This is a genomic window from Mesorhizobium sangaii, assembly GCF_014207355.1.
Taxonomy (GTDB): Bacteria; Pseudomonadota; Alphaproteobacteria; order Rhizobiales; family Rhizobiaceae; genus Mesorhizobium; species Mesorhizobium sangaii.
This window is the reverse complement of record NZ_JACHEF010000006.1, coordinates 249,953-269,680: the sequence shown is the minus strand read 5'-3', so window position 1 is coordinate 269,680 and position 19,728 is coordinate 249,953. Positions and strand designations below refer to the sequence as shown.

18 protein-coding genes are annotated in these 19,728 nt (G+C 60.6%); 3 read left to right on the top strand and 15 right to left on the bottom strand.

Annotated elements, in window-relative coordinates:
• Nucleotides 1-178: 178 nt before the first annotated feature.
• Both HNQ71_RS26800 and HNQ71_RS26795 read right to left on the bottom strand, forming a co-directional pair.
• Nucleotides 179-3,319: an efflux RND transporter permease subunit gene (locus tag HNQ71_RS26800; protein WP_184876048.1), complete on the bottom strand. Its 3,141-nt coding sequence runs from the start codon at nt 3,317-3,319 to the stop codon at nt 179-181.
• Nucleotides 3,316-4,491: an efflux RND transporter periplasmic adaptor subunit gene (locus HNQ71_RS26795; protein WP_246462153.1), complete on the bottom strand. Its 1,176-nt coding sequence runs from the start codon at nt 4,489-4,491 to the stop codon at nt 3,316-3,318. The genes HNQ71_RS26800 and HNQ71_RS26795 overlap by 4 nt, the downstream gene beginning before the upstream one ends.
• 73 nt (nt 4,492-4,564) lie before the next feature.
• On the opposite strand from HNQ71_RS26795, the gene HNQ71_RS26790 reads away from it, so the two are divergent.
• Nucleotides 4,565-5,254 (top strand): hypothetical protein, encoded by a 690-nt coding sequence (locus HNQ71_RS26790; RefSeq protein ID WP_184876046.1) that lies wholly within the window; start codon nt 4,565-4,567, stop codon nt 5,252-5,254.
• A gap of 536 nt (nt 5,255-5,790) precedes the next feature.
• On the opposite strand, the gene HNQ71_RS26785 is transcribed toward HNQ71_RS26790, so the two are convergent.
• Nucleotides 5,791-6,090 (bottom strand): hypothetical protein, encoded by a 300-nt coding sequence (locus HNQ71_RS26785; RefSeq protein WP_184876044.1) that lies wholly within the window; start codon nt 6,088-6,090, stop codon nt 5,791-5,793.
• A 379-nt stretch (nt 6,091-6,469) separates the two neighbouring features.
• On the opposite strand from HNQ71_RS26785, the gene HNQ71_RS26780 reads away from it, so the two are divergent.
• Complete coding sequence (locus tag HNQ71_RS26780) at nt 6,470-6,664, top strand: hypothetical protein (protein WP_184876042.1); 195 nt, start codon at nt 6,470-6,472, stop codon at nt 6,662-6,664.
• A gap of 344 nt (nt 6,665-7,008) precedes the next feature.
• Here HNQ71_RS26780 and rpoH read toward each other — a convergent pair whose 3' ends face one another.
• The 4 genes from rpoH to HNQ71_RS26760 form a co-directional block, all read right to left on the bottom strand.
• Complete coding sequence (gene rpoH, locus HNQ71_RS26775; protein ID WP_184876040.1) at nt 7,009-7,905, bottom strand: RNA polymerase sigma factor RpoH; 897 nt, start codon at nt 7,903-7,905, stop codon at nt 7,009-7,011.
• A gap of 137 nt (nt 7,906-8,042) precedes the next feature.
• On the bottom strand, nt 8,043-8,417 hold the full coding sequence (locus tag HNQ71_RS26770) for a response regulator transcription factor (RefSeq protein WP_246462152.1): 375 nt from the start codon (nt 8,415-8,417) through the stop codon (nt 8,043-8,045).
• Between the two features lie 117 nt (nt 8,418-8,534).
• Entirely contained in the window at nt 8,535-9,203 is a 669-nt protein-coding gene (locus HNQ71_RS26765; RefSeq protein WP_184876039.1) for a response regulator transcription factor, read from the bottom strand.
• Complete coding sequence (locus HNQ71_RS26760) at nt 9,200-10,363, bottom strand: sensor histidine kinase (RefSeq protein ID WP_246462151.1); 1,164 nt, start codon at nt 10,361-10,363, stop codon at nt 9,200-9,202. The genes HNQ71_RS26765 and HNQ71_RS26760 overlap by 4 nt, the downstream gene beginning before the upstream one ends.
• Before the next feature lie 751 nt (nt 10,364-11,114).
• On the opposite strand from HNQ71_RS26760, the gene HNQ71_RS26755 reads away from it, so the two are divergent.
• Entirely contained in the window at nt 11,115-12,341 is a 1,227-nt protein-coding gene (locus HNQ71_RS26755; RefSeq protein WP_281391406.1) for an oxalate decarboxylase family bicupin, read from the top strand.
• A 264-nt stretch (nt 12,342-12,605) separates the two neighbouring features.
• Here HNQ71_RS26755 and HNQ71_RS26750 read toward each other — a convergent pair whose 3' ends face one another.
• From HNQ71_RS26750 to mdcA, 8 genes are read right to left on the bottom strand one after another with little or no spacing between them, the layout of a single operon-like run.
• A complete protein-coding gene (locus tag HNQ71_RS26750; protein WP_184876035.1) occupies nt 12,606-13,541 on the bottom strand; it encodes an acyltransferase domain-containing protein in 936 nt (311 codons plus the stop codon).
• 5 nt (nt 13,542-13,546) lie between these two features.
• Nucleotides 13,547-14,494, bottom strand: coding sequence for an AEC family transporter (locus HNQ71_RS26745; protein WP_343068256.1), 948 nt, complete (start codon nt 14,492-14,494; stop codon nt 13,547-13,549).
• Complete coding sequence (gene mdcB, locus HNQ71_RS26740; protein ID WP_210334062.1) at nt 14,494-15,369, bottom strand: triphosphoribosyl-dephospho-CoA synthase MdcB; 876 nt, start codon at nt 15,367-15,369, stop codon at nt 14,494-14,496. The genes HNQ71_RS26745 and mdcB overlap by 1 nt, the downstream gene beginning before the upstream one ends.
• Before the next feature lie 8 nt (nt 15,370-15,377).
• Complete coding sequence (mdcG, locus tag HNQ71_RS26735; RefSeq protein ID WP_281391412.1) at nt 15,378-16,025, bottom strand: malonate decarboxylase holo-[acyl-carrier-protein] synthase; 648 nt, start codon at nt 16,023-16,025, stop codon at nt 15,378-15,380.
• Between the two features lie 7 nt (nt 16,026-16,032).
• Nucleotides 16,033-16,755, bottom strand: a complete 723-nt coding sequence (mdcE, locus tag HNQ71_RS26730; RefSeq protein WP_184876031.1) for a biotin-independent malonate decarboxylase subunit gamma — start codon at nt 16,753-16,755, stop codon at nt 16,033-16,035.
• Nucleotides 16,742-17,686 (bottom strand): biotin-independent malonate decarboxylase subunit beta, encoded by a 945-nt coding sequence (locus HNQ71_RS26725; protein ID WP_184876029.1) that lies wholly within the window; start codon nt 17,684-17,686, stop codon nt 16,742-16,744. Before HNQ71_RS26725 ends, mdcE begins: the two co-directional genes overlap by 14 nt.
• Entirely contained in the window at nt 17,683-18,000 is a 318-nt protein-coding gene (gene mdcC / locus HNQ71_RS26720) for a malonate decarboxylase acyl carrier protein (protein WP_184876027.1), read from the bottom strand. The genes HNQ71_RS26725 and mdcC overlap by 4 nt, the downstream gene beginning before the upstream one ends.
• Nucleotides 18,001-18,014: 14 nt before the next feature.
• A complete protein-coding gene (gene mdcA / locus HNQ71_RS26715) occupies nt 18,015-19,661 on the bottom strand; it encodes a malonate decarboxylase subunit alpha (RefSeq protein ID WP_184876025.1) in 1,647 nt (548 codons plus the stop codon).
• Nucleotides 19,662-19,728 lie beyond the last annotated feature (67 nt).

The window sequence follows — 19,728 nt, the reverse complement described above, 5'->3', positions numbered from 1 at the left end:
CGCCAAGTTCGAGGGGGGAAAGTGGTGGGGCAAACTCAACGGAGTATGGACGCCGATCGAGCCATCCAAAAGGGTGCCTGAACACCCCTACTCATGGAACGAAACAGCCCACATTTGCGCGGCTGGGAACAGCGTTTACTGCTTCATACCCCCTGACAACGGGACCTGAACCTCTCGCCTAGCCGGCTGGGTGCCTCGTTTCGGAAAAGAGGTCGCCCTGCTCGGGTTCCTCAGGCGGTGTTTTTGCGCCTCGCAAGCCACCCAGGAATTTGCCGAGCCGCTCAAGATACAAGTAGACCACCGGTGTCGTGTAGAGCGTGAGAATCTGCGACAGCGCCAAGCCACCCACGATCGTGTAGCCGAGCGGCTGGCGGATTTCCGATCCGGCGCCGGTGCCCAGCATCATCGGCACGCCGCCTAGCATCGCCGCCATGGTGGTCATCAGGATCGGCCTGAAACGTATGGTGCAAGCGCGGTAGATTGCCTCCTGTGGACTGAGACCTTCGCTCCTCTCGACCTCGAGCGCAAAGTCGACAAGCATGATACCGTTCTTCTTGACGATGCCAATCAGCAGGATAACGCCGATCATGGCGATGACGCTGAAGTCCATATGGACCGCCATCAGCAACAACAAGGCGCCGATAGCGGCTGAAGGCAGCGTCGATAGAATGGTGATCGGATGGATCAGGCTCTCATAGAGCACTCCAAGGATGATGTAGATCACCACCAGGGCCACTCCGATCAGGATTGGGGTGCCTGACAGCGCAGCCTGAAAGGCTTGCGCGTTGCCCTGGAGGCTGGTTGCAAGCGAAGCAGGCTTTCCGGCATCGCGTTCGAACTGCTGGATCGCGGCGACCGCATTTCCCAGCGCCGCCCCGGGTTTTAGATTGAAGGAGATCGTGACCGCCGGAAACATGCCTTGATGATTGATCACGATCGGCGCAGCCTTCGTCATGCTGGTTACCAGGGCGCTTAACGGCACCTGCTGCCCTGTCGAAGAATTCAGATAGATATCCTTGAGCGCCTCGGGACCGTACTGGAATTCCGGGCTGACCTCGAGAACCACGTGATACTGATTGAGCTGTGTGAACATTGTGGAGACGATGCGCTGGCCGAAAGCATCGTCGAGCGTGTTGTCGATCGTCGACGGGAGGATTCCGAAGCTCGACGCGACTTCGCGATTGACGGTCACATCGAGCAGTGGTCCTGCATTCTCCTGATCGGTGGCCACGTCAACGATTCCCGGCATGGCTCTAAGCTTATCGAGGAATATCGGGGCCCAATGGTTGAGCTCGTTGGAATCGGCATCGGTCAGAGTATATTGATACTGCGTCTTCGAAACCCGACCGCCGACAGTGATGTCCTGTGCCGCTTGCATGTAAAGCGCTATGCCTTGAATCTTGGCGAGTTGGGATGACAGCCGGCTGATCACCTGATCGGCGCTGACGTCACGTTGGTTGTTTGGCTTCAAGGCAATGTACATTGTCCCGCGATTGAGCGTGCTCCCGCCAGTTGCTCCTATCGAGGCTCCGACCGAAGCTACCGCCGGATCCTTCAGCACAATGTCGGTTACCGCCTGCTGACGCTCGGACATAGCCGGGAACGAAATATCCTGATCGGCCTCGGTGACGCCGATAATCAGGCCGGTGTCTTGTTGCGGGAAAAAGCCCTTCGGGATGATGAAGTAGAGATAGCCGGTGACAGCAATCGTTCCGAGCATGACGAGCAGCGTCACGAAAGTGTGCCGCAGGACGATCCTTAGGCCGCGTTCATACAATCCAAGCAGCGCGTCGAAGCCGCTTTCGCAAATGTTATAGAGCCGCCCGTGCCTGACGTTGGCCTCATTCTTGAGCAGACGCGCGCACATCATTGGCGTCAGCGTGAGCGAGACCACCAGCGACAGGATCAGTGAAACGCTCACCGTTACGGCGAATTCCTGGAAGAGTTCGCCGACATAGCCTCCCATTAGAAATAGTGGAATGAACACTGCGATGAGCGACAGCGTAATCGAAATGATGGTGAAGCCGATTTCGCTCGAGCCCTTCAGCGCAGCCTCCATCGGAGTGAGGCCATCTTCGATGTGACGGACGATGTTCTCGATCACGACGACTGCATCGTCGACGACGAAGCCGACCGCGATCGACAAGGCCATGAGCGACAGATTGTCGAGGCTGTAACCAAGCACATAGAGCACTGCAAAAGTACCGACGAGCGAGAGGGGCACGGTTATTGCGGGAATGACCGTTGCCCAGAAATTGCGCAGGAACAGGAATATCACCATCACCACCAGAGCGACGGTCAGCATCAACGTGAACCGCACGTCTGCGACCGAGGCACGGATGGTTTGTGTGCGGTCTGAAACGACCGATACCTTGATGCCGGGCGGGATCGACGCTTGCAGTTGGGGCAACAGAGCCTGAATGCGGCCAACCGTCTCGATCACATTGGCACCGGGCAGGCGCCGGATAGCCAGCAAGATGGCGGGCTTCTTGTCGAACCAGCCGGCGACAAAGTGGTTCTCCGGCCCGTCGATCGCGGTGCCGATGTCGCGGATGCGCACGGGGGAGCCATTGCGATAGGCGACGATAACATCATTGTAGGCGTCAGGTTTGAGCAGTTGGTCGTTTGTGTTGAGCGTGAAGGTTTGACGCGGGCTATTGAGCGTGCCCTTCGCAATATCGACATTGGCCTCGCCGAGCACGTTGCGAACATCTTCAAGGCCAATGCCGCGGGCCGCGGCCGCTTGCGGATTGACCTGCACACGGATCGCCGGCTTCTGCTGGCCGCCAATGCCTACAAGACCCACGCCGGAGATTTGCGAGATCTTCGGCAGCAGGATGTTTTCCGCGTAGGCATCGACCGTCGTCAGTGGAAGGGTGTCGGATGTCAGCGCGAGCACCAGGATCGGAGTATCCGCCGGATTAACCTTACGGATGGTCGGCGGATAGGGGATGCCCAGCGGCAGATCGGGACTGGCGGCATTGATCGCAGACAGCACGTCAACCGCGGCGCTGTCGACGCTACGGCTGAGGTCGAACTGAACGGTGAGCTGTGTGCTGCCAAGCGCGCTGGTCGAAGACAGCTGGGTCACGCCGGGGAGTTGGCTTATCTGTTGCTCAAGCGGGGTGGCTACCGACGACGCCATGGTTTCGGGATCGGCGCCGGGCAACTGCGCTGACACCTGGATCGTCGGAAAGTTGACGTTCGGCAGGGATGCGACCGGCAGAAGCTGGTAGGTAGCCAGCCCACACAGCAGCAGACCCACCATCAGCAGGCCTGTGGCGATCGGCCGGCGAATAAAAGGGGCCGAGACATTCACGGGATTGCCTGTTGCACTGCGCTTTGCATGGCGGCTTCATCAGCGGCTTTGCCGCGCAGCACTTGAACGGGCGCGCCCTGCACGAGCCTGTACTGCCCGTCGACCACGACCGTCTCGTTCGCCTCGAGACCCGAATCGATAAGAGCTTGTCCCTCGGTCAACTGGGCAACTGTGACAGGCCGTATCCGCGCGGTTCCATCAGGCGCGATCACGTAGACATAGGGGCCGTTTGGACCTTGTTGCACTGCCGACCCGGCTATCGTCAGCCCCCCAGTGCGGGTATCAAGAAGCAAACGTACATTCACGAGCGCACCCGGCCAGAGTTGGTTCCTGGCGTTAGGAAACGTGGCTCGGAGGCGGATCGTGCCCGTCGTCTGGACAATCTGGTTGTCGAGAAGCAAAAGTTTGCCTTCGTCGAGCTTGGTCTTGTCGTCCTGGCTGTATGCAAAGACCGTAAGCTGCTGCCCCTTGGCCATCTGCTTCTGGATTTGCGGGAGCGTGTCCTCGGGCAACGTAAAGATCAACGAGATCGGTTGGACCTGCGCTACGTCGACCAGACCAAAAGTATCGGTCGGGTGAATGATATTGCCTTCGTCGATCTGCCGGATACCCGTTACACCGTCGATCGGCGAGGTCAGACGGGTGTAGCTCAGATTGATCTGCTCGGCCTGCAGCAGAGCCTCGTCTGCCTTGATGGTCGCCTGAAGCTGGATCACTTGAGCCTTCTGCGTGGCTACCAGTTGGGACGTGGCAAAGCCCTTCGCCAGCAGTTGCGTGTAACGGTCCAGGTCTGCCTGCGCATTGACGAGCAGCGCCTGGTCGCGATCGCGAGTGGCGGTTATCTGATCGATTTGTGCCTGATAGGGATCTGGGTCGATCTGCGCCAGCAGATCGCCCTTTTTCACGGTCTGACCTTGCGTGAATGTGACCTTCGTAATCGGTCCCGAGATTAGGCTGTGCACCACCACGTTGTTGTAGGCGATTACCGTTCCTACACCGCGAAGGTAGATCGGCACATCGTGACTGGCTACCTTTCCGGCAATGACTGGAACCGCCGGGGCAGGACCGGAGGCCGCCGCAGGTTCGGAATGGTCGTAGACGTGTTTGGCTGCAAGCCCAACGCCGCCGATCATGATCAGCAGCGCAGCAACAATGAAGGGTCGCTTGCGCATCGAGGGCTCCTACGACAGACGGCTCTAAAGGGATCAGTCTTTTCAGCAGCCGGATGTCGACGGCGTGAGGTTCATGCCCGTCAGCCCCGTGCTGCCGCAGGATGTGCCTGATACATTGAGCGTAGGAATCGCTACCTGTGGACTTGTTACCGGATCGGCCAACTCGGGTGTTGGAATGCCAATTGTCGAACTCACTCCCAAATTGCTGAGTTCCGAAGAACCAAGCGGAATCCCAACTGCGGCCCCAAGACTCGTGGACGATGTCCCGGTGGTCCTTGATGGTGTGGCTGTGGTGCCGAAAGACGAAGCGCTCGACGCCGTCGAATTGCAGGTGCCCGCCGCTGTTGAAACCGTCGGGTTCACAAACGACGTCCCGCTCGTGGATGTGGTTGCGTTCATGCCTCCGCCGTCGAAAGTGGAAAGGGCGGAAGTCGCTGCGGCAACTTCGGAACTTGATGCCAAGACACTTGGCGCCAAGACATTGGTACATCCGGAGTTGCTCATGGAATTATTCCCGATGTCCACGGCGCTACCCGTCAAGCCACCCGGATCGAGTTCGACAGCGCCAAGGGGAATAGCAATCGGATTGAGGGGCGAACCTACTGCAGAGAGGGGCGATGTCATTCCTGTCGCGGGTGTGGTGCTGATTTGCGCCAAGCTCGGCCCGCTGAACAAGAGAGCGACCGCAACGGTGATCAGAAAGATTGGCATCGCAACATCATGCTCATTTCGCATTGGAACTACCGTCGTTTCATGTGTCTAGGTAGAGAGGCAGAGAGCATCGTACTAATCCCACCGCCCTGACCGCCTGAGGCCAAGGATTTCATGTGTCCAGGCAGCACTTCCCCGGGTCGTTTGGGTGTCGGATTTCACCCGGTCAGATGGCGATGATGCCAGATAGAGGGGAAGCGCTCTTCCCTAAAGGCGGCTGGATTTCCCTATTCGCACGCCGACCCCGAGCATTTGTGGATTTGGACAAGGTCGCGCTCCTTGTCGGAATGGGCCTCGCCCTTTCATCGACCCTACGATGCGCGGGCTGCTCAATCGTCGATGCCCTCATCGCCTGCCGTATCGTACCGAACGGCAGCGGCGCGCACGCTTGGCCCGGCAGGTCGAGCATCTACGACATGCCTTGCCTCTGGCCCGCGACCGCTACAATGACGGACTACCGAGTTCATCACCGTGCCTGACACCGCATGCACTGCTGTAGGTCGAGCAGGATCACGCGCAAAGCAATTGTACAAAGCGCTCGGCAATTGGAGCCGGCAACACCAAACCACTCCAATTGGCGAGATTGGGTTACAGGCAAGAATGCCAGATTCCATTGGATCCATAGTAACTCGGGTTCACGGCGTCGAACGAGCAGTAAGCAGTATCGGTATCGTCGTTCAACCAGAGCTGGCTATCATGTTCCCGATCGTCAGATTCCCGACCGCTAAAAAAGACCTTGTGGTGCTGGCGGTTGCCAATGGCACCGCTGCTGAAGTGTACGGCATGACCATCTCCGCCGCCGCTGCGCGCCATGGAGACCGTCGCCGAGCCGGTCGCCAGCATCACGCCCAAAGTAATCTTTGCCAGTATTGTTGCTGATTTTCTCACGATATGCTCCTTCGGATTGAGAATTCATGGGCTTTTTGAACAGCACTTGTATCTCGAGCTCGCAATAGCACCTGCGTTTGATAGATACATATCCTGTATCTATGGATGCGACTCGGTGGGTGCATGGTGGTATCGGCAGTGCGAAACGAAATTGCAGTCAGGCGGCGGTTCGGCAGAGGTGCGAGCCAGAGCCTTAGTGTTCGAATCCGGTCCCCACTCGCACCATGGAGTCCGGATTCGAAGGGGCCGTGGTGGTTCACGGACAATATGGGTAAAGGTCGTGATACTCATAGTATGGGTACGGGTAACCGCAGTAGCCGTCGTCATAAAAGTCACTGCCGAAACCGCGGTCCCTTCTGAACCTATGACCGTCGCCGACATGGACACCACGGACATGGGCGCCACCGCGCATGATTGCAACACGACCGCCATCGGCAAAGCCTGCGCCGCGGCCACCGCCAAAGCCTCCGGCATGGTCGCCACCGCCCATGCTCATACCATGACCGCCGCCGCCAAAGCCGCCGCCACCGCCATGACCGCCGCCACCGCCGTGCGCCATCGAGACCGTCGCTGAGCCAGCCGCCAGCATTGCGCCCATGGCGATCGTCGCCAAGACTGATGTTGATCTTTTCATAATACGCTCCTGTAGTTGAAGCTTTCTTAGTTCTTGAAAGCAATACTAATATAGGTACAGGAGACACTCTTCAGCATGATACGCTTGTTTGATTTTTGTATATCTTATAGCTACAAACATTCTCTGTTGATTGCTTGAAGCCGGCAATGCGCTCTGCGAGCGGTCCTTCGCGGCCTCGGCTGCAAGGTGTCAGGCGCACTTTTGGGCAACGGGAATTGGTGCCGGCTCTATTGGCATTGCTCAGCGCCGATTTGCGCTCCGCAGCCGACCCATCTCCGGTCGTGTCATTTAATACTGACTGCGGCCTGGGGGGCGTCCCGTTTCGCATAGGTAACCTTCACTGCATTCTGCAATTTTTCGAAGGCGCGCATCTCAATCTGGCGCACACGCTCGCGCGAAACGCCGAATTCGCTGGAGAGATCTGCCAGACTCCTCGGATCATCCGCAAGCCGACGCGCCTCGAGGATGCGCCGTTCGCGTGTGTTGAGAACGCCAAGCGAGTCGATCAGCGCCCTATGCCGGCCGGAAGCTTCCTCGAACTGAACGAACTTGTACTCCTGGCTATCCTCGCCCTCGACCAGCAAATCCTGCCATTGGCCTTCAGCCTGGCCTCGCAGGGGCGCATTGAGCGACCTGTCCCCGTCCATGCGACTGTTCATGTAAACAACTTCTTGCTCCGTCACGCCAAGGTTGCTTGCGATGAATTCCACGTGCTCTGGACGCAGGTCACCGTCGTCCAGTGCCGAGAGGCGAGCCTTGAGTCGCCGCAAGTTGAAGAACAGCTTTTTTTGATTGGGCGTCGTACCGACCTTCACTAGGGACCAGGAGCGCAGGACATATTCGCGAATGGACGCCTTGATCCACCAGATCGCATAGGTAGCCAAACGAAAGCCGCGCTCCGGTTCGAAGCGATTGACCGCCTTGATCAGGCCGATGCTGCCCTCTGATATCACCTCCGACATCGGCAGCCCGTACCCGCGATAGCGCATGGCAATTTTGGCAACGAGGCGAAGATGCGACAACACCAGTTGGTGAGCGGCCTCCGGATCGTTGTCGTCGCGCCAGCGTTTTGCCAGCGCTTGTTCCTGCCCCAGCGTCAGCATGGGGAGATGTTTGATCTCGCCGAGATAACGGCGAAGCCCACTTTCGTTCGACAAATCTGTTATTGCTGCGCGCGCCATGAAGCACTCCTTGCCTACCTCGCAGGGGATCAGTTGTTTTTCGACGCCCATAGACGTTCGGTGTTGGCTTCTCTGTTCAGCGCTGCCGCTGTTTGCAGCGTTGTTCGCCTGAAGCGCGAAGGTGCACCCAGGTGCCGCTAGCGCGCGCCATGAAGCGCAGAATCGATACAGTTGATCATGGCCTGGCTGTCCAACGGCTTGCCGAAGAAGCCGATGGCGCCCGTTTCCCGAGCGCGTTTGCGGACACGCTCCTCTGGAAAGGCGGTGATCAAGATTGTCGGTATGTGATAGCCATGTTCGATCAAATGATCCTGCAGTTCTATTCCTGTCATTCCGGGCATCTGGATATCGCAGATCAGGCACGACGTAGTTTCCAGATTAGATGACATCAGGAAATCCTCGGCCGATTCGAATGCAAATGCGATGAAACCCAACGATCTGACGAGGCTTGCAGTGGCAAGTCGAACGGACTCATCGTCATCGACGATCGAGATCATCGCGCTGCGGGTCAATTGACTATTCCTCCGTGCTTGCCGATGACCCAAACATTGCTGCTTCAACGACTGTTTCTCGGCCAGATATTGCGCCTTCGCTTGCGAAAGCGAAAGTTATACAGAGGTGTGACAAGCTTATTTACCGGGAGCGTCTATCCCCAGAGCGCCGGCCATCTTCACCAGGTCGGCCAGAGTTCTGGCGCCCATTTTCTTCATCAGGCGACCACGGTGGATTTTCACCGTGATTTCACTGAGTTGCATCTCGCCAGCGATTTGCTTGTTCATCAATCCAGTCGCGACAAATGCCATCACCTGGCGTTCCCGAGGGGTCAGGGTGCTCAGAAGGCTCTGCATCTCCGACAGCGCCCGGTCTTTGTCTCGCCGTTGCCTGTCGCGCTCCAGAGCGCCGGCGACTGCATCGAGAATATCCTGATCTCGGAAGGGCTTGGTGAGGAAATCGACCGCTCCGGCCTTCATGGCTCGCACGGACATGGGAATGTCGCCGTGGCCGGTCATGAAAATGATCGGCAAGTGAATGCCTGCCTTGCTCAATTGCGTTTGAAATTCGAGTCCGCTCACCTCCGGCAGCCGGATATCAAGCACAAGGCAGCTTGGACCGTCGGGAAGCCGACTGTTCAGCAGTTCGGGCGCAGAACCGAAAAGCTCGACACGCGTTCCAACAGATCGGAAGAGGCTGCTCAAAGCTTCACGCAGCGACGGATCGTCGTCCACGACCAGGACAGTCGGAGGCATGGCGCCGTTGCCGACTTGTGGTTGAGAGGGCGAGGCGGGGCGTTGGATCATGAGCCGGCATCCTTTTCGACGCGTGGCAGGGAAAATTGGAATATCGCGCCGCCGCCTGGATTGGGTTCGATCCACACACGGCCTCCATGTGACTCCACGATCGACCGGCAGATCGACAGTCCCATGCCCAATCCCTCCGCCTTGGTGGTGAAGAAGGCCTTGAACAATTGACGCGCACTATCGGGATCGATGCCTGGTCCCGTATCCTGGACCCTCACATTTGCCTGGTTCGATTCATCGATCGAAGTCGTAACGAGAATTTCGCGCAGGTCGCTGTTGCCGGAGGCCATTGCCTGAATCGCGTTGATCAAAAGATTGATCAGGAGCTGTTGAAGCTGGATACGGTCGCCAAGTGCGGGCAGCGCCCGGTTGGCTAGGTCCAGTTTCAGGGTGATGCGATTTGCAACGAACTCACGCTGCACCAACGTGAGCGATTCGTTGACGATCTCGTTCATGTCGACAAGGGCCATCTGGATGTCGCCCTTCTTGGACAACGCCCGGATTCGATGGACGATATCGCTGGCGCGTTGGGCGTCAGCGATGCTCCGCTTGACCGCGCTGCGGACCTCATCCAGATCGGGCTTGTCTCGATCCATCCATCGCAGGCACGCCTCGCCGTTCATAACGATGCCGGCAAGCGGCTGATTCACCTCGTGCGCGATCGAGGCCGTCAATTCACCCAATGTGGTGAGGCGTGTCACATGGGCGAGTTCCGCCTGGGCCTTCAGGACCTCGGTTTCGGCTCGCCTGCGCTCTGATATGTCCGTATTCGTTTCGAGAACCGCCAACGGTCTGCCGTCGGCATCCGTCTTCAGCGACCACCGGCTGGAAACGACAACGACGGATCCGTCGCGCTTCGTGTGCACGAGCTCACCTTCCCAGCGGTTGGAACTGAGCAGTTCCCGATTGATCTCGTCGAGCCTGGCTGGAAAGACCGTCTGCAGGAGCTGATGGGTGGACCTTCCCGCCGTCTGTTCGGCCGACCAGCCGTAAATGGCTTCTGCACCACGATTCCAATAGGAGATCAGACCGCCCATGCTGCGTACGAAAATCGCATCATGCGTCAAATCGAGCAGTTCGGCCTTTTCGGATAGATCGGTCGAGGTCGACTGGTTTTTGAGCACCAAAAGGGCAGTAATGACAATGGTCGCGATGCTCATGACGCAGCGGCTGAGGGCGCCACCACTGGCTTCGTGTCCGTGAACAAGCCAGAAGCTCAGCACGGTGAGCCCAACACAGGCGAACGAACAAAAGACGATGCCACGCCTGCGAAAGGCGGTGGACGCGAGCAGAACAACGACCACATAGAGGACCGAGACAGATCCCGCAAATGGATCAAGAGTATCGACAGCGAATATTCCGGCGGCAAGAAGGTTGGCAAGAGGCGCCACCAGCCGCGAATTGCTCGGTGTTCGCGGAAATAGTCTATGCCGCATAAGGTCTCTGCCCAGCTTCTGGTCGACGCTTGCGCGCTGATCGACCTCCGTGTCGCACAGTGTCCAGGTCCAGCTTAAGCAGCGAAATCCTTTCTGCTTGTTCGAAATTGCGGTTGCCGGTGCCTGATTGCACCTTTGTCACGGCAACCGCGCTGCGAACCAATCCTGGGGATCGAGCGACCCATCGGCGGCACAGCTTGAGAGCGAGCCTACAGCATCCGATCCGGCGGAAAGCAAGCAGGCAAAACACAACGCGCAGGTGCTGGCAGCGACACGAGAGGAATGACGACACAGGGTCGGGTGAACCACGGCCACGATCATCGTGCGATTCAGCTATACCAAGCGTCAACAGGAAAGACCTCGTCAGCGCCCGATCAATATCGTGCGCCTTGCGTGCCAAGTGGACACTCATCCGGTCCGCGGCCGAACCAATTCGCGCAGACGAGAAGCCCACCGCAGCAAGGAATGAAACAAGATGAGCATAGCCACCGATAAGATATCCCGTCGAACCATGTTGGCTGCGACAGCAGCTGGCGGCTTGCTCACGACGGCGACACTGGCCCAGGCGCAAAACGGTGACCCGCTAGCCAACGGCCGCGGCGGCACCAACCCCGGTCCGATGAATCCTTCCCGAACAGCTCAGAATCCGGACCTGATGGTCCCACCGAGCACGGATGCGGGCAGTCTACCGAACCTGCGTTTCTCGTTCGACGATGCCCATATCCGACTGTCCGGCGGAGGCTGGACCCGCCAGGTGACCGCACGCGAGCTCGGCGTCTCCAAGGACATTGCCGGCGTGAACATGCGCCTGAATGCCGGCGGCGTGCGCGAGTTGCATTGGCACAAGGCCGCCGAGTGGGCCTATGTCCTCTACGGGAAAGCACGCATCACCGCAGTCGATGCCAATGGCCACAATTTCGTTGACGACGTCGGCGCGGGTGACCTTTGGTATTTTCCGCCGGGCATTCCACATTCGATCCAGGGCCTTGATCCAGACGGGACGGAATTCTTGCTCGTGTTCGATGACGGCGACTTCGACGAGGATAACACCTTCCTGCTGAGCGACTTTCTGAAGCACACTCCTCCCGAAGTGCTCGCCAAGAATTTCGGCGTTCCGGCAACGAGTCTTGCGAACGTCCCCGATCCCAGCGAGCTTTACATGTTTCCCGCGCCGGTTCCGGGGCCGCTCAGCGCAGACAAGATCGCGGGCGCGGTCGAGGTACCGCTGAGCTTCAGCCACCGCATGACGGCACAGGCCCCGATGAGGATGAAACACGGAACGGTGCGAATTACCGACAGCGCCGTGTTTCCTGTTTCCAAAGCAATCGCGGCGGCCCTTGTCGAGATCGAACCGGGAGCGATGCGCGAGCTGCATTGGCATCCGAATACGAACGAATGGCAGTACTACATCCAGGGCCAGGCCCGCATGGGGGTGTTCGCGGCGTCGGGCGAGGCCCGCACATTCGATTTCCAGGCCAACGATGTCGGCTACGTACCCTTCGCCATGGGGCACTACATCGAGAACACAGGCAACACGACACTGCGATATTTGGAGGTGTTCAAGAGCGACTACTTCGCCGATGTGTCACTGAATCAGTGGCTCGCCCTCACACCGCCGGAATTGGTCCGCGTTAGTTTGCGCGCCGACCCGCAGTTTCTGCACGCCTTGCGTAGGGGGAAATCGCCCATCGTGCCGGCCTAGAGCAATTCCAGGAAAAGTGTGAAACGGTTTTCCGTCCGGAATTGCGTCGAAACAAAAAGTTAGAGCCGTTCGCCGTTTCCGTAAAATGGTGAACTGCTCTAAGCGCGTCGCGTTGAACGGATTCGATCGACGCATTGTCCTAAAACCGCTGCGCACCCCGGTTCGAGAGCGAGGGTGGCCTTTGAGGTCCGTGCAAGTTGGTGGCGAGATAGCCGCTTAGCATCGTCAAAATAGCTGCGCTAGGCACACCGACGTGCTCGAGATTCACTTGGTTGAGTGATCTCTAAGCCAAGCGTAGGCGCCCTGAAGAGTTCTGAAGGCTTCCAGGCTTCGGGCTGGGATGTCGCTATACGCGCCGGCTGCCATTTCGCTCAGCGCCCGCCCGGGCCCGAGTTCGAGGAAGGCCGTTGCACCGCCTTCGATGCAACCCTGCAGGCAATCGGCCCATTGCACGGTTTGAGATATTTGCGCCGCCAGCTTGTCGAAACCTGCCTTGGTGTCGATGACAGGAGAGCCGTCGACTCCGCTCAAGACACGCGCGCCGTCAGTCGGAGAGCGCATCAGGCGAACATGGCGCAGGCTCGCGCGAAACGCGGCAGACGCCCCGGCGAGTCGCCTCGTATGGGAAGCAACCTCCACAGGTAACCCGACAACCCTGGCTGCGTCCGCCTTCGCTTCGTCGGCAAGGGCCTCCAATGTCGCGCGGCTCCCGCCAAGGACGAAGGCGTTGCCCGGATTGACGATAGCGATTGCGGCATTGTGCCGTTCGCATAGTCTCTCGATGGATTTGCGGGAAAGGCCACGGACGAAAAGCAGCCCGTCTCCACCGGGGGAAGCAGCGTCCATGGCTTCCGCGCGACGCGCGACGAGGTCCAGCGTGTCGGTCGCGCTGAACAGACCTGCAACACCCCAAGCCGCCACTTCGCCGACGCTATAGCCGGCGACGGTCAGCCGGTCGGGCAGCGTGTCCCGCAGCGCCGCCGCGGCTGCCAGCGCCTGCAGCGAGCAGAGTATCTGGCCAGTGCGGTTGCGGTGCAGGACGTCGCCCGATCCGGTCCGCACGATCTCGCGCGGATCCCGGTCGCCGAGCAACGTTGCGGCATGGGCAAATAGACCGGCAGCTTGCGGTGCATCGGCGGTCAGGGCGAACATGTCCGGATGCTGCCGCCCCTGTCCGGAGCAGAGAATTGCAAGGGCCATCGCCGCTATGGAAACATCGCGGCGATGGCGATCGCCATCGTCATGATGCTCACGATGGTGCTGCCAATGACCATGGAGCCGACCGTCGAAGAGTCGAGCCGATAGCTCACGGCGAAAAAGATGCCGAAGAACCCTGCCGGCACGGCAGCGAACAGGATCGCCGTCCTGGCGATCTCAAAGGGAACCGGTAGCAGGAGCACGATCGCGACCATCAGGAGAGGTCGAACGATATCGGCCAATGCGGTCGCGCCCACGATCTTCCAGTTGAACTCGAACGATTGAGCCGACAAGACCAAGCCGGTCAGGAACAGCGCTACGCCGGCTGCGGCCTGCCCTATCACCATCAGACAGGATTCGATGACAGGATTGAGCGTCACGCTGCATAGCGAGAGCAGGATTCCAAGCGCGGGGCCGAGAACAATGGGTTTTGTCAGTGCGCGCCTCAGCGCGTCGAACATCGGCGCTCCTGGCGTCTTGACGGCGCCGTCCTCCTTCAGGCTGCCCATTTCGGCGACAACCAATGTGATCGGAGTGACCAGGATCGAACCCGCGGCCATGGCAACGGCGACCGAGACCGGCCCCGTCGCTCCGAGCAGCGAGGATGCAATCGGAAGTCCGACACCGCCAAGGTTTGGGAAGGCAACGGTCAGAGCCTGTACCGACGCGCCCACCTTGCCCGTCGCCAGGAAGAGCCGCGCGATGGCGTACCAGGCAAGATAGATCAGCAGCATGACCCCGCCAAAAATGGCGAAGAGCGGCGCCTGGACGAGCAACTCGCCACGCGAGGCCGACGCGGTCGCCGCGAACAGGGATGCCGGCAGCGCGAAGCTCATGACGAGCGTGTTGAAGCCGTCGACATGATGGTTTTCGACGATGCCGAATCTTCCGGCTCCATAGCCGAGGGCCATCACGAAAAAGACCGGGGCGAGCGCCAGCAGGATTGTATTGGCCATCAGGCAAGCATCCTTTCCTGCGCGTCGACGAACAGGGTCATGGCAAGGAGGTCCGCCGAGCCCCCGGGACTGAGCCGACGGGCAACGAAGCTCTTGTGCACAAAATGGGCGCGGTCTCGCCAGCCGGGTGCGCCGATGCCGCCCTGGTCGAGAAAGCGGCGCGCGGCTCGACGCGCAAAGTCGAGACCGGAGAGGCCGCCGCGGTGCAGCAGACTGGTGTCCTCGACAACAGCAATGAGGGCGAAACATGTTTCGATACGCTGGGCTTCGGCGTCGTCGGGAGCCTCAAGGACGCTCTTTCGCAGGGTGGGCAGGCCGACATGATAGATGCTGGGGAATCCGAGAGCAGCCTCGATCCGCGCACCACCAGCGCCGAAGCGGCGACGGGCCACCTGACCATGGCTATGCGGAACCATCGGTCCTTCGAATATGCTGCGTGCCCACAGCCGCAGGACAACGGTTCCCAACGACAGCGTGGGATCCACCTGCCCGCCGATCCTGGCGCCGGCGGCCCCGCATAGCAGGCCCAATCCGAATATGGCGCCGCGATGGGTGTTGACCCCCGACGTCGCCGCAAGCATGGCTGCCTCAGCATCGAGACCGATTTCTCTCAAGGCGCGCATCGCGAGGCCGGCGGCGCCGGCTTCCGCCAAAGCCTGGAAATACGGCCCGATGGCCGCGGCGCTGGCGCGAAAAGTGCCGGCATCCATGTCTTCATGGCTGCCGGAATCGATGTGGCTTACAAGGCCCGGCTTGGGCCACGTCTCCAGCTCGTCGAGAAGGCAACGCACCGCGCTCGCGGCGATGGCCCCGGCCTCCGGAAAACATGGTACCTGCGCCTTTGACGGAAGCGGCCGCTTTGTGCCGAAAGCCAGGGCGACGGTCACGCCGGCATCCCTCCAGAAAGAAAAAACCGCGCGTCGAGCAACGCGACATCGCTGACGGTCTTGACCAGAACTTCTCGCGGGCCGGCGTGAAGCTCCCGCCAGTTCGCTGCCGCGCCGTCTTGGCGGATCAGCTCTCCATCCAGCCGCATCGGCGCAGCCGCCTCGATCCGCGCCAGATCGGCGGTCAGGCGGCTAAGATCCGTGTCGCGATTGACCTGCAGCAGGAGGTCGAGATCGGAGCGGTCGGTCAGATAGTCCAATCCTGTGACAACAGCCAAGGCGAGGCTGCCGAACACCCTTGCTTCCACACGATGCCGTGAGGCGATATCCTCAAGCTTGGCGAGCGTGGGTCGCCAGGCGCGTGGCGCCGACAGGCCGGCGGACCGCAGCGAGGGCGGCGGAGACTTCGACAGGATATCCTCGTGCTGCATGAGAAACGAAAATCGTTTCTTTCCGGCGAAGTACGGCAGCGCAAGGCCCAAAGGCACGCCATGCCCCTCACCCGGCATGGCACGTCGTCTAATGAGCGGCCAGCCTCTATCGACCCAAGATGAGACGAGCTCGTTCGCGGCGACATCGCTGCGTGTCAGCATCAGCGAACGCCACGCCGCCGGCCCGACGAATATCAGATCGTGACGCCGCATCGGCCGTTCACAGTGCTTGAAGTGCGAGTTCACGGACGCGCTCCGCGATGGCGTATGCCTTCGGGCGCCCGCCGCGCTCCACGCCGAGCGCATCTCGGCGGTCGCGTGCGTCCGGCATGTTCGCCAGAAGAGAGTCCAGTTGCTCCGCCAGCGGGACGGTCTCGTCCCAGGTGAGATGAACCGCGCCTGTCTGAGCAAGATTTCGCAAGCCCGGAGCGAACACCGGCGTGGACTTCGCCTTTTCCTGCAAAACCTCGATCGATAGCTTCGTCACCCTGGCCATCGATGGCAGGTCCATCACCGCCGGATCGGCGGACGGCAGCCCCACCAGCACGCGGGTGGCCAGCGCCGTGGCGAGGAGGGCGCCAGCTGCGGAGTGGCCGTAGAGAAGACCGATGGCGGGCCGCCCGCGCATATCCGCATAGATGAGGGACTTGGCGAGATGAGCTAGGAACTCGTTCAACCCCAAAAGCTCGTCCCGCTTGCTCATCCGCTGGCTGTCACTGTCCGCCAGGACGAGGATCGGGGCGTTTCCGTTTTCAAGCGACGCCAGGACGTAATTCGAAAGGCGGATGGCCTCGTCCACACCGAGCGCGGTCCGGTCCGCGACGCCGATGACGAGCGCCCGGCCACCCGATCGCAGTGCACCCGATCCTGACAGAACTCCGCCGCTGTTTTTCACGTCGTGGCCGTCGGGAAACAGCGAGGCGAGAATGTCATCGAGCGTCACGGCTGGACCTCCGGACTTTGTCAGCGAGTGCAATGAACTGGTCAGCGGGCAGCGCGGGAATGGAAACGGCGTCAGGGATGCCCTCTGCCGTCCAGATATCGACCGCATCCGGACAGGCGCCGAAGCGCTGCAACCGATCCTCAAGGCGAGATTGCTCGGCCCTCAAAGTGTCGATGCCGAAGGCGCGGATTGAACTGAGCAGCTCCAGTGCGGCGTCGCGAAAGTCCTGGATAGTATCATCGACGAAGACTTCGGCGCCGCCGAGGAGCCGGCGATGCTTGCCGCCCATGGTCCGCCAGACCAGCGCACGGTCACGGGAGTCGAACTCCTCGACACCGCGATTTGTCTCGATCACCTCGGGACCGGACACCGAAATGCGTCCCTGCTCGGAGACCGCCAACGCCGAGCAGCAACCAGCGATCAAACCGCCGCCGCCATAGCATCCGGCCCGGCCGCCGATCAGCCCGATCACTTTCACACCTGCGGTTCGCGCTTCGATCACTGCGCGCATGATTTCGGCAATGGCAAGCTCGCCTGCATTGGCCTCCTGCAGGCGCACGCCGCCCGTATCGAACAGGATCAGCACCGGAACGGACCCAATATCGCGCGCGGCGCGCAACAGGCCGGTCAGCTTCGCGCCGTGAACTTCACCGAAAGCACCGCCCATGAAACGGCCCTCCTGTGCTGCGACAAACACCGGCGAACCGTCGAGCCTGCCGCGTCCCACAACGATGCCATCGTCGAACTGCTCGGGAAGATCGAAGAGCTTGAGATGCGGACTGACCTCGCGCTTCTCCGGTCCGATGAACTCGACAACGCTTCCGGGATCGAGCAGCAGCCGGACCCGTGTCCGCGCCGAGGCCTCGTACCAGCTTGCGGTGCGATCCAGTTCCGCCGAGGACTTGGTCGTCTGTGTATGAGGGGCGCTCATTGGTCGTCCTCCTGCATCAGCCGGGCCGCTTGCGCCAGCCTGAGGGACACGGTGTCGGGACGCGCTCCGCCGTCATTGATGGAGAACCGGAGCCCGCCAGGCGAATAGCCTTTGACGAAGTCTGCGATCACGGCATCCCACACTTCGCCGAAGCCCGCGGCAGCAGTCCTGATCTCCACCAGGCATTCGGAGTCGGGCAGCACGCGTTCGGCCAGAACTTCGAGGTTGCCGGACGCCACCACGCCGATGACGGCCAGTTTCTTCGTGCCGGCCGCGCGCTGGCGGGTGGCGTGGCGGAAGCTCAGGTCCTCCATCGCGGCTGTCCTTCTCACCAGTTGCGGAATCTTGAGGGCGGCGCGTAGAGCCCACCCGACCAATGGACAAGATCCTTGATGGAACGCGCCGCCAGCATGCCCCGGTCGGCGTCCAGCGGATTGATATCGATATCTTCAGGACGGCGGATGACACCGCGCTCGCGCAGGTGCTGCACCATCTTAGCGTCGCGACCACGGCCGACGTCGGTGTATCCCGCCACCCCGCGGATCGCCTGCTCGCGCTCGCTGGCATCACGACAGAGCAGCAGATTGGCGATGCCTTCCTCTGTGACGATGTGCGTTACGTCGTCGCCGTAGATCATCACCGGCGCCAGCTCGAGATTGAGCCTTTCGGCGAGGTCGAGAGCATCGAGCCTCTCGACGAACAGCGGGACGTTCTTTTCGCCGAAGGTCTCGCCGATCTGCACGACCAGCTTGCGGCCGCGGCGCAGCAGCGTTGACCCCTCGGGATCGGCTTCCCTGCCGGCCTGCAGCCAGGGCTCGCTCGGATGTCGCCGCCCGCGCGCATCAGAGCCCATGTTCGGCGCCCCGCCAAAGCCGGCGATGCGCGAAGTGGTGACGGTGGAGGAATTGCCCTGAAGATCGATCTGCAGCGTCGAGCCTATGAACATGTCACAGGCATAAAGGCCGGCCGTCTGGCAGAAGGCCCGGTTAGAGCGCAGCGAACCGTCGGGTCCGGTAAAGAAGACGTCGGATCGGGCGCGGATGTATTCATCCATCCCGACCTCGGACCCGAAGCAGTGGATCTGCTCGACCCAGCCGGATTCGATGGCCGGGATCAACGCAGGGTGAGGGTTTAAGGCGAAATGGCTCGCCACCTTGCCCTTCAGCCCGAGTTTCTCGCCAAAGGTCGGCAAGAGGAGTTCGATCGCGGCGGTGTTGAAGCCGATCCCGTGGTTCAATCGCTTGACGCCATATGGCGCGTAGATGCCCTTGATCGCCAGCATGCCGGTCAGGATCTGCGACTCGGTGATAGCGGCAGGATCGCGCGTGAACAGCGGTTCGACGAAGAACGGCTTGTCGGCCTCGACAACGAAATGCACCCGGTCCCCCGGTATGTCGACGCGCGGAACCTTGTCGACGACCTCGTTCACTTGGGCGATAACGACGCCGTTCTTGAAGGCAGTGGCCTCCACGACGGTCGGCGTATCTTCGGTGTTAGGCCCGGTGTAGAGGTTGCCGTCACGGTCGGCGCTGACTGCAGCGATCAGCGCGACGTTCGGCGTAAGGTCGATGAAGTAGCGCGCGAATAGCTCAAGATAGGTGTGGACCGCACCGAGCTCGATCTTGCCGCCGAACAGCATCTTCGCGATGCGCGCCGACTGCGGGCCGGAATAGGCATAGTCGAGCTTCTTCGCCACGCCGCGGTCGAATAGGTCGAGATGCTCCGGCAGCACGACGCCGGACTGCACCATGTGCAGTTCATGCACCTTGGCTGGATCGACGGCAAGGAGGGCGGCGCAGAGCAGATCGGCCTGCTTCTGGTTGTCACCCTCCAGGCAGACGCGATCGCCAGGGCGGACCACCGCTTCCATCAGTCTGGTGGCGTCGCGCGCATCGACGACCTTGCCCTTCGCCAGCCTCGCGCCGGCTTGGATACGGGCGTTGCGCGCCTCCCGGCCACGCTGCCAGGTCATCATCGTCTTTGCTCCTCCAGCAGGCTCCGGATTGCTGGCCGAAATTATGCGCGGAGCTCCCTGGAGTATT